General features: G+C 44.6%; 7 protein-coding genes. 5 read left to right on the top strand and 2 right to left on the bottom strand.

The genetic code is table 11. The annotated features are described in order from the left end of the window. Positions 1–501: 501 nt before the first annotated feature. Both IH879_11950 and IH879_11945 read right to left on the bottom strand, forming a co-directional pair. Positions 502–1,758: an acetyl-CoA C-acyltransferase gene (locus IH879_11950; protein ID MCH7675649.1), complete on the bottom strand. Its 1,257-nt coding sequence runs from the start codon at positions 1,756–1,758 to the stop codon at positions 502–504. Positions 1,759–1,820: 62 nt separating this feature from the next. Then, complete coding sequence (locus tag IH879_11945) at positions 1,821–2,042, bottom strand: hypothetical protein (protein ID MCH7675648.1); 222 nt, start codon at positions 2,040–2,042, stop codon at positions 1,821–1,823. A gap of 298 nt (positions 2,043–2,340) precedes the next feature. Here IH879_11945 and IH879_11940 point away from each other — a divergent pair, with 298 nt between their 5' ends. From IH879_11940 to IH879_11920, 5 genes are all read left to right on the top strand, one after another. After that, positions 2,341–4,047 (top strand): amidohydrolase, encoded by a 1,707-nt coding sequence (locus IH879_11940; protein MCH7675647.1) that lies wholly within the window; start codon positions 2,341–2,343, stop codon positions 4,045–4,047. Continuing rightward, positions 4,047–6,104 carry a (E)-4-hydroxy-3-methylbut-2-enyl-diphosphate synthase gene (ispG, locus tag IH879_11935; protein ID MCH7675646.1) on the top strand — a complete coding sequence of 686 codons (2,058 nt, stop codon included), beginning with the start codon at positions 4,047–4,049 and terminating at the stop codon, positions 6,102–6,104. The genes IH879_11940 and ispG overlap by 1 nt, the downstream gene beginning before the upstream one ends. 147 nt (positions 6,105–6,251) lie before the next feature. Further along, positions 6,252–8,936, top strand: coding sequence for a valine--tRNA ligase (locus tag IH879_11930; protein MCH7675645.1), 2,685 nt, complete (start codon positions 6,252–6,254; stop codon positions 8,934–8,936). Between the two features lie 5 nt (positions 8,937–8,941). Beyond that, positions 8,942–10,306: a DUF4139 domain-containing protein gene (locus IH879_11925; GenBank protein ID MCH7675644.1), complete on the top strand. Its 1,365-nt coding sequence runs from the start codon at positions 8,942–8,944 to the stop codon at positions 10,304–10,306. 177 nt (positions 10,307–10,483) lie between these two features. Beyond that, positions 10,484–11,409, top strand: a 926-nt coding sequence (locus tag IH879_11920; protein ID MCH7675643.1) for a DNA helicase RecG, incomplete at its 3' end; no start/stop codon positions are given.

Genomic DNA, 11,409 nt, shown 5'->3' with positions numbered 1-11,409 from the left:
GTCGATAGGCCCTCGTTGAGAATCTAGAACCCTTCCTTCAAGGTTTCCGGTTACTTCCTGCGCTCTGATGGTCCCGCACAGGCAGCAGAGCACACTCAAAATCAAAATCAATCTCGCATTCAAGACAGCCTCCTTGTTTCTAAGGAACTAGACCTTTGATCTCTATTAATCCTCTTTTCAGGAAATAGTGAAAGAACCTTGAAAGCAGTATAACAAGTGATTGTACGATTTCTGAATAACATTAATTTTATAATACATCTTAAATCAAAAGTCAATAAAAATTATTGCATTATGCTCATAAATTTTCGTCTGTTCCTAGACTTATGCAGTTTCTGCTAAACATCATGATATGAATATTATCCAATCGTACTGCCTGAGATCATATGAAAAAAATACCTGTCACGTAGGATAATTATCCAACGTGACCTGACAAAATTCAAAATCTATATGTCACTTATTTAAAACAGGAGGAAATGCATCGAAAGGAAAGAGCCAAATTAATTAACCCCGTTCCAAAATCATTGCGGCTGCCATCGCTCCGGCGGCGCAAATACTAACCAGTCCGTACCTGGCACCTCGCCGTTTCATTTCATTGGCAAGGGTCGTTACAATGCGTCCCCCCGTGGCCGCAAACGGATGACCAACGGCAATTGAGCTTCCCAGGGGATTGAGTTTTTTCCGGTCTACTGTGCCAATCGCTTTTTCTTTCCAACCTTGTTCCCAGGCTTTCATGTTGCACGCGACCTGAGCCCCGAAAGCCTCGTGCATTTCTATGATGTCCATATCCGAAAGTTTTAGACCCGTTTTTTCAAGTAATCTTGGCACGGCAATGCCCGGCGCCATGAGCAGTCCGTCACTTGGATCGATGGCTGCATATTCAAACGCCCTGATAAAAGCCAGCGATTCCCGCTTTTCTTTTTTAGCCCGCTCCTCCGACATTAAAAGCACCGCAGAAGCGCCATCAGTCAACGGACTTGAGTTGCCGGCGGTGAGAGTACCGGCAGCACTTCGGTCGAATACCGGTTTTAATTTGGCTAATTTTTCAAGCGAAGTGTCCGCTCGAATAATCAGGTCCTGGTCGATTCCGTCCAGAGGAAAAATCTCTGGTTTTAGGCGACCGTCCTCTGTGGCCGCGTGGGCGTTCATATGGCTTTGGTAGGTGATTTCATCCTGTTCTTCACGGGAAATCTTCCACTCTTTAGCCATGATTTCCGTGTGCTCACCCATCGACAATCCGGTGGAGGGTTCGGCGATTGCCGGCGTGTCCGGTTTAAAATGCCAGGGACGGATTTTCAGAAATTGCGAAATTTTGCCGCCGACTGTCTTTTGCTGTGAGGCATCTAAAAGTATGCGCGAAAACTTTTTGCCAAATAAGATAGGGGGATTGGACATAGATTCGACACCGCCCGCAATTCCTATTTCTGACCGGCCGGAACTGATTGAATCATAAATTGCAGTAATTGCGTGGATGCCTGTAATGCAGTTGTTAGAAACCGTGTGAGCGCGGACAGAAGACGGAAGGTCGGTGTTAAAAACAATCTCCCGGGCGATATTTGGAATTTTGGGGTCAAAAATAACGATGCCGTAAACCAGCTCTTCAACAGAGTCAGGTTGAATTTTGTGTGTTTCGAGCAGTCCTTTTACGGAATGAACGGCAAGATCGAGGGCAGAGTAATTTTTAAAGACTGTTCCGGATTTAACAAACGGCGTTCTTGCTCCAGCGACAATTGCAACTCGCTTTCGATTTTGTGCTGTCATTAGTCCTCCTTAATTTACCTACAGATGCCATCACTCTAAAATGATGGCATCTATGTCGACTTCTAACAACCCAGGATACCGCGTGTAGCAACATAAGGCAGGAAAAGATACAGAAATGAATCACGGATTAAATAGAACAAAAATACAGCCGCGACGATTTTCCACCCTTTGCGCTTAATGAATTCTTTCAAACCGTGCTCTTTCCAAACCGCCACCCACTCTTGAATAATTTTTGGTTTAAGAACTCGTTGAAAAAATGATTTGTTTTCAGTTTTACTTTCCAAGCTTTTAATACTCCTGATAAATGGCGTGTCCTTTCTCAACCATAAGATCGTTCACGTTGATGAAACACACCTGTTTGTCTTTCCAAATTTCTGTGATCTGGCGCCCGAATTAACCCTAATGTTTTTTGCGGGGTAGTAATAGAGTTGGTCTTCCACAATCCATCCATTTTAGACGATCGCAATATAACACTTTTCTTCATAAGATCAATTTTTTTCTAACTTCATTTTAGTACTTGATTTGCAGACGATTTTTGTTTATGTTTTGGAGTTACAACCCTAAAACGGGAGGATCGAAAAGATGAAAACCTTATTGCTTGAACTAACACTTGGTTTTATTTTTATCATGGCTTCAATCAATTGCTCCGGCCAAAAGGCCGACCTCGTTTTCAAAAATGGCGTGATTTATACGGTCGACGAAAATATGTCACAGGCACAAGCAATTGCAGTCGCAGATAAAAAAATAATCGCCGTTGGCACCGATGCTGAAATTGATGAATTTGTCGGCACGGGCACTCAAGTTGTTGATCTGGAAGGCAAAACAATGACGCCCGGTTTTATCGACAGCCATTACCATTTTATGGGGGTCGGCCAGCGGGAATTTCGGTTGAATTTAGATGGCACCAAGTCGCTGCAAGAATTTCTCGATAAAGTGGCAGCCGAAGTCGCTGCTAAATCAAAAGGAGAGTGGATCACCGGCCGCGGCTGGATTGAAGAGGACTGGCCTTCCAAAAGATTCCCAACGCGCCAAGATTTAGATAAAATTGCACCGGACAATCCGGTGATTCTGGGCCGTGCGGATGGTCATGCCGTAGTCGTCAATTCAAAGGCCCTGGAAATTGCCGGCATCACCAAAGCAACCGAAGATCCCCAGGGCGGCAAAATTCTCAGAGATCAATATAGCGGCGAAGCAACGGGACTGCTGATTGATCGGGCAATGAGTTTGGTTCGACAATATATGCCATCGGACGATTCGCCTGAAATCCAGCGGGAATATGCAAAAAAAGCAGATGAAGTTGCGCTTGCTTACGGTTTAACGCAAGTTCACGACATGGGCAGCAGTTTTGATACGGTCGATTTGTGGAAAAACATGTACGAAAACGACGAGCTGAAAATTCGTTTATATGTATGTATCCGCGGTCCAAATGAGCACGCAGAACGCCTGTTAGAGGAAGGGCCGCAAATTGGTTTGTACGACGATAAGTTGAACGTGCGCGCTATAAAAATCACGGCCGATGGCGCATTGGGTTCGCGCGGCGCCGCTTTGCTTGAACCGTATAGCGATGCAGACACCAAAGGTCTTCTAATTTACCAAGACGAAGAAATTTATCCGACGATCAAGAAAGCTTTAGAAAATAATATCCAGATGGTTATTCATGCAATTGGCGACGGTGCCAATCGAAGGATTCTCGACCTTTTCGAGCGTGCCTTCAATGAAATACCGGAAAGTCAGAGGACGCATATGCCGCCGAGATTCCGAATTGAGCATGCGCAAATCGTCCATCTCGATGATATTCCTCGTTTTAAAGAGTTGGGAGTTATTCCAAGCATGCAGCCGAGTCACGCTATCGGCGACTTGCATTTCGCCGTCCGCCGGCTTGGGTTGGATCGAATGCCCGAAGGATATGCCTGGCGTCAGTTCATCGATCAAGGCAGTTACATTCCCGGCGGCTCCGATGCACCCGTTGAAGAAGGCAATCCGATGATTGAGTTTTACGCCGCTTGTGTGCGTAAAGACACCACCGGTTTTTCCACCGACGGCTGGCACCCGGAATATAAAATGACTCGTGAAGAAGCATTGAAGTCTCTTACGATTTGGGGAGCAAAGGCTGCTTTCTCCGAAGATCTGATTGGCTCAATCGAACCCGGGAAATACGCCGATTTAGTAGTTCTCGAAAGAAATTTAATGACTGAACCTGAAGAGCGGTTGTTTGATATTAAGGTGTGGATGACCGTGGTTGGCGGGGAGGTTGTTTATAAAGAAGGAGAATTGTTAAGTTCAAAATAATGGCCTCTGAAATTAAATTCTGCGATAGTCTATTTGAATATCGTCGCCGTAAAACCCGTGTTGTCCAGATCGCTGATGTGGCGGTCGGTGGAGATAACCCAATCCGCGTGCAGTCAATGACCATCTCGGATACGATGAACACGAAAGCAACTGTTGAAGAAGTGATTCAGTTGGTTGAGGTCGGCTGCGAGATTGTCCGCATTACAGCGCCCTCTATTAACGAGGCGGAGAATTTAAAAAATATCAAAACCGAATTAAGTAAACATGGCATTCATGTGCCGCTGGTTGCGGACATTCACTTCACGCCGAATGCCGCACTGGTTGCTGCAAATTATGTTGAAAAAGTGCGAATCAATCCCGGCAATTATGCGGACAGGAAAAGATTTGAGCAATACGAATATACCGACGCCGAGTACCAGCAGGAATTAGAAAGGATTGATGAAAAGTTCAAGCCGTTAGTTGCTAAGTGCAAATCTCTGGGACGCGCCATACGCATTGGCACAAATCACGGCTCGCTTTCCGACCGCATCATGAACCGCTATGGGGACACACCCGAAGGCATGGTCGAGTCGGCGCTGGAGTTTGTTCGAATTTGCGAAAAGTACGATTACCACGAAATTATTCTTTCAATGAAGTCTTCAAATCCACTGGTGGCAATTCAAGCTTATCGTTTGTTAGCAGCTCGAATGGATGAACTGGGAATGGATTATCCGTTTCATTTGGGCGTGACCGAAGCCGGCGATGGAGAAGAGGGGCGCATCAAGTCTGCAGTGGGCATCGGCTCGCTTTTGGAGGATGGCATTGGCGATACCATTCGGGTTTCTCTGACTGAAGACAGTGTGGCCGAAGTGCCTGTAGCGTTTAAGCTGGTTGAAAAATATAATAACTTAAAAAAGAATAAGACGATTCAGAATATTTCTAAAAACGGAAATCACCTGAGAATACCGAATCCATTCGAATATGAACGCAGACAAACCTTGACTTGCGATCAAATTTACTACAAATTAAGCGGGGATGATTTACCGCGAGTTGAACTCTCACTTTCAACCTCTTTGTCAGACACGCCGGCAGCTTTAGGCGAAATCTCTGAGTTCCTCGGGAAAAAATCCAATGACCCATTGCAGATCGTTAGCGGCGCAAACGGAACGCAAACTTTTGAATGTGAAACAATCCATGTCTCTGTTCAATCACATGAAGAACTCAAGCAATTCGCTAAATTAAAAAACAGGGCCTTCAAGCGAGAGCTATGGCTTCCGTTTGCTGTGGATTTTTCACAGATTCCCGAGCTGGCTTTTGAGGTAGCCAAATCAGCTGAACGCCTGGTATTTTCTCCTAATTCAAATGCTGATTTAACCGAGGTAGTGAGTGCAGCCAAAATGTTTGGCATGCCAGTCGAATGGAAAATCAAGCCCGCCAACTTCGCAAGTATCGACAAAGCGCTGAATCTTATTCTAAACATTTGTAAAGAGTTTGACTACTGGAATATTCTCTTTTCTTTGTCCGGCTATCACAATAATGTGAGAAACTACCGCTACTTGGCGGGCCGGCTTGATGCGATGGAGGCTAATTTCCCCATGTTGCTGCGATATTCTACCGATACCGATCTCGAATCCACAATTCTGGATGCGTCCTCCCAACTTGGATCATTGCTTTGTGACGGAATCGGCGATTCGATTCACATCGATGCAAATTTACCCGCTGATGATTTGCTTCGCTTAAGCTACAATATTCTGCAGGCGACTCGTGTTCGAATTTCTAAAACAGATTACATTTCCTGTCCTTCTTGCGGTCGAACTCTATTTAATTTGCAGACCACAACCGAACGAATCAAATCCAAAACCGATCATTTAAAAGGTGTTAAAATTGCCATCATGGGCTGCATTGTAAACGGACCTGGTGAAATGGCGGACGCAGATTTTGGCTACGTTGGAGCGGGGCCAGAAAAAGTTAACCTGTTTGTCGGTAAAGAATGTGTCGAAAGAAATATTCCTGAAGAGAAGGCCGATGATCGGTTGATTGAGTTGATTAAGTCGCATGGAAAATGGCTTGAGCTTTAACCAAGCCACGAGTTTCTACATTAAAATTTCAGTTTTTAATACCCTGCCTTTTTATTTTTCACCCTGTTTAAGTTATTGACATTCGACCCGAATATTCGTATATTTTTTGGTTTAATTTTATGAATTTAGCGTATCTGTTGGAGTAAAATGCAGCAAGAATTACAAAAAATTTACGACGCAAAAAGCGTTGAAGATCGCCTATATCAGTTCTGGCTGGATAGGAATTATTTTCATGCAGAAGCCAATACCGACCGCCAGCCGTACACGATTGTGATCCCGCCGCCGAACGTGACTGATATACTGCATATGGGACATGCTTTTAACAATACGATTCAAGATATTATTATCCGGTTTCAGAGGATGCGGGATAAAGAAGCGCTGTGGCTGCCTGGAACCGACCACGCCGGCATTGCCACCCAGAACGTGGTTGAGCGAGTGCTGCGAAAGGAGCAAAATAAAAGCCGTGACGACCTGGGCCGGGAGAAATTTATCGAGTTGGTTTGGGAGTGGAAAGAAGACCGCGGCAGCCGCATTATAGAACAGTTGAAAAGAATGGGATTTTCCTGCGATTGGCAGCGGGAGCGGTTTACAATGGACAAAGGAATGTCCCGAGCGGTTTCGGAAGTTTTCATTCGCCTCTACAAAAAAGGACTTATTTATCGAGGCAAATATCTGGTTAATTGGTGTCCTCGCTGCCAAACAGCTCTCTCAGATGAAGAGGTTGATCACGAAGAACATCAAGGTTCGCTCTGGTATATTAAATATCCGGTTCTTGGCACCACCCGCTTTATTCTCGTTGCCACAACCCGTCCCGAGACTATGCTTGGCGATGTTGCTGTCGCTGTTCACCCGAAGGATAAGCGCTACATGGACCTTATCGGAAAGAAGGCTATTCTTCCAATCGTTGGCCGAGAGCTGGAAATCATCGCGGATGACATGGTGGATAAGGACTTCGGAACCGGAGCGGTCAAAGTAACCCCGGCGCACGATCCGAATGATTTTTTGATGGCGCAGAGGCAGGGTCTCGCCGCAATCGATATTATGAATGACGATGCTTCGATGAACGAAAGCGCCGGAAAATTCTCCGGCATGGATCGGTTGCAGGCGAGAAAGCATTTGTTAAAGGATCTGAAAAACGGTGATTTTATCGAGAAAGTCGAGGACCATACCCATTCCGTGGGCCAGTGTTACCGCTGTAAAACACGAATTGAGCCGCGCTTGTCTGAGCAGTGGTTTGTCAAAATGAAACCGCTGGCTGAACCTGCCTTGCAGGCTGTAAAAGATGGAAAAGTAAAGCTTCATCCCGCGCGTTGGCAGAAAGTCTTTATTAATTGGCTCGAAAATATTCACGATTGGTGTATTAGTCGGCAGCTTTGGTGGGGTCACCAAATTCCGGTCTACACCTGTGAGAGATGCGATGAAGTTGTTGCATCGGTAAAGCCGCCAACTAAGTGTAAGAAATGCGGCGAGGGTACTTTTAAGCAGGAAGAAGATGTTCTGGATACCTGGTTTTCATCGCAACTTTGGCCGTTTGCCACTTTGGGCTGGCCTAAGAAAAGCCAGGACCTGAATTATTTTTATCCGACTGATTCTTTGGTCACCGGTCCTGACATCATTTTCTTCTGGGTATCTCGAATGGTTATGATGGGTTTGGAATTCATGGGGGAGGTGCCGTTTCAGGATGTTTATTTTAACGGAATTATTCGGGATGAGCAAGGCCGAAAGATGAGCAAATCCCTCGGCAACGGCATTGATCCGCTTGAGATGGTGAACAAATACAGCGCCGACGCCGTTCGCTTTTCCCTGCTCGATCTTTCTGCCGAAGGTCAGGACATCAACTTGTCGGAACGCACCTTCGAGGTCGGTCGCAATTTTTCGAACAAAGTCTGGAATGCCTTTCGTTTTCTCTGGATGAATTTAGCAGAGAGTGACCTCGAGAATGCCAACCCGGATTTTATTCAGAAAGCTTCGTCTTCGAGGAAGTTGGATTTGGCGGATCGCTGGATTCTCAGCCGCTGCCAAAGAACTATTCGAAAGGTGACTCGCGCGCTTGACCAATTTAAATTTCATGAAGCCAATGAGGCAATTTATAACTTGTTCTGGAAAGAATATTGTGATTGGTATTTGGAGCTTATTAAACCTCGATTGTATAATTCTGAAGCTCCTGAAAAAAAGCAAGTTGCTCTCGCAGTTGCTACATTCTCTCTGAAGAAAATTTTGCAAATGCTACATCCGGTTATTCCTTTTATCACTGAGGAACTCTGGCTCAAAGTCCGCAATAAACAGGACGCTGAAAGCATCATGATTTCAATGTGGCCGGTTGAGAATCGCGTTTTTATTGATGATAATTCAGAAAAAGAATTGGAAGTTCTTCAGAATATGATTGGAGCGATTCGAAATATCCGTGGTGAAATGAATGTACCGCCGCATAAAAAGGCGAAGGTGATCGTCGCGGTCGGCGGCCAAAACGGCAAGTTGCAGGATTCGATATTGTTGAACAAAGACTACTTTGCACAGCTTGCAAAAGTCGACGAACTCGAGTGCAACAAAACTGCCGCCAGGCCGCCAAAAGCAGCGAGCGCAGTTATAAACAACCTTGAAATTTTCCTGCCGTTGGAAGGACTTATCGATTTTCAAGTTGAAAGAGCGCGCTTGGATAAAGATATTTCGCGCTTGGAAAAGCAGTTGGAAGGGTTGAACACCAAACTGCAAAGTCCAGATTTTTTATCCAAGGCTCCGGAAAATATTGTCGAACTTGAGAAGAAGAAGAAGGTAGACTTTGAATCTAATTTGAATAAGCTTAAGACGAATTTGGAGAGCCTAGCAGCATAAATAGAATGGAATTCAATATCCAGAAAATTCTAATTTCCCTTTTTCTGCTTGTCTGCGGTTCCAACACCCTTGCCCAAAACAAAGAAATCGGCCTTACGATTTACAACAATAATTTGGCTCTTGTCAAAGATGTCCGAACTTTACAGCTCGCCAAAGGAACTTTCGAAATCAAGTTTCAGGATGTTGCTGCTCAAATCGATCCGACTTCCGTTTATTTTGTTTCTCTCACTGCCCCCGACAAAGTCGAAATTTTGGAACAGAACTATGAGTACGATCTGGTCAATGCTACCAGGATTTTGCAAAAGTACATCGAGCAGGAAATTAGACTTGAGACCAAAGAAGGCACGGCTTATTCCGGCACTTTGTTAAATGCCTCAGCCAGGGATGTTATTTTAAGGGAATCCGACGGCGGCATCAAAATAGTTAGGCGGGAAGCGGTCGAAAATATGGCTTTTCCGAAGCTTCCGGACGGGTTAATCACACGCCCGACTTTAGTTTGGTCGATCAATTGTCAACAAGCAGGGAAACACCAAACTGAGGTTGGTTATTTAACCAACGGGATTCAATGGCACGCTGAGTACGTCGGGGTTGTGAACAAAGACGATACTATTTTAGAGCTCAGCGGTTGGGTTTCTGTTGACAATAAATCGGGCGCGACTTACGAGAATGCCAAACTCAAACTTGTGGCTGGCGATGTACATCGAGCTCAGGATATTAGACCTCTTAGAAGGGGGCGAGGCCAGGCTGAGATGATGATAGCGAGTGCGCCCCAATTCGAAGAAAAAGCCTTTTTTGAATATCACATTTACACCTTGCAGCGGCCCGCAACTGTTGCGAACAATCAAATTAAGCAAATTTCCTTATTTTCTCCCACTGAAGTCAAAGTAAACAAAACCTACTCTTACAATGGCGCTCGCGATCGAAAAAAAGTTCGGGTGAACTTAGAGTTTGAGAATAAAAAAACATCTGGTCTTGGCATGCCGCTGCCAAAGGGTAAAGTGCGGGTTTATAAACGCGACGATGATAAATCGCTCGTTTTCATCGGAGAAGATTTTATCGACCACACTCCAAAAGACGAGAAAGTTCGGGTTTATGTGGGCAACGCTTTTGACATCGTCGGGGACCGGACTCAGAAAGAGCGTAAATCAATCGGCAAAACTGCCTGGGAAGAAACATGGCAAATTAAGCTGCGAAATCACAAAGAGGAATCGGTGCGGGTGACGATCATCGAGCATGTCAATTTTGGCTGGGAAATTCTGCGAAACACTCACGAGTACAAAAAGAAAGATGCTGCAACAATCGAATTTAGTATTGAGATTCCCAAAGATGCTGAAGTCGTTGTTGAATATGTTGTGCGCTATAATAGATAATTGTTTATTGATGATTGAATATTATTACTGTTTTAAAATTTTTCTTAATCAAGAACTGAATTATTTCTAGCGAAAAAAACTTAAGTATAATTGTGGTCGAGCTCCGTTTATAATTTGTCATAAAAAAAATGAATCAAGGCTTTTCAATAAACAATATTCAATAATCAATTTAAAGATGTGGTTGGTACCAGCTCTCAAAACCTCAGCACTTCAGTAAAGTTTTTAAAAGGAATAGGAGAAAAGCGTGCAGAACGTCTGTGTGAAGTTGGGGTGGAGTCGATTCATGACCTGCTTTATTATTTCCCCCGCCGCTATTTAGATCGCAGTCACATCAACAAAGTCAAAGATTTAAAAGAGAACATGACCGCCACTGTGGTCGGAAAAGTGCAGTTTTGCGGCATTAAGCAGGGACGGCGGAAGCGTTTCGTTTTGGTGCTATTTGACGGCACAGGGTTTTTAAGCGGTGTCTGGTTTCATCGTGCTGAGTATTGGAACAAAATCTTTGAAAAAGGGGAGACCATTGCTTTTAGCGGTAAAGTTGGCTATTTTGGCGAGTACCAAATGGTACATCCGGAATTTGACAAGCTCAGTGACGATGGAGAAAATGATTTTTTAAATACAGGAAGGATTATTCCTTTGTACCCTTCTTCTGAAAGTCTTGGGAAAGTTGGAATGGACAGCCGTGGATTCCGTAGAGTGATGAAAGTCGCTTTAAAAAGTTATGCACATGAGCTTCGTGATTCATTACCCAAAGATATTCTAAAGAGGCAGGAATTAATCGGTTTAATGCAGGCCGTTGAAAACGTGCATTTCCCGAAGGATAAGGATTTTTTGAGAGCCGCACGTAAAAGACTGAAATTCGACGAACTGTTTTATCTGGAGCTGATGCTGGCTTATCGGAAAAAAAGTGTAGCAATCAAACGGAAAGGCATCGAATTTCTCAAAGTTGGCGAGCGGACAAAAAAGCTGATTGAGTCGCTGCCATTTGAACTTACCGCCGCACAGAAAAAAGTTATTCGGGAGATTCGCGACGATATGAAAAAAGATTCTCCCATGAACCGGTTGCTGCAAGGTGATGTCGGCTCTGGGAAAACCATCGTGGC

It is taken from the genome of candidate division KSB1 bacterium, from assembly GCA_022562085.1.
Lineage (GTDB): Bacteria > Zhuqueibacterota > Zhuqueibacteria > Oceanimicrobiales > Oceanimicrobiaceae > Oceanimicrobium.
The sequence above is the reverse complement of the archived record's forward strand: the minus strand, read 5'-3'. Positions and strand labels throughout refer to the sequence as shown.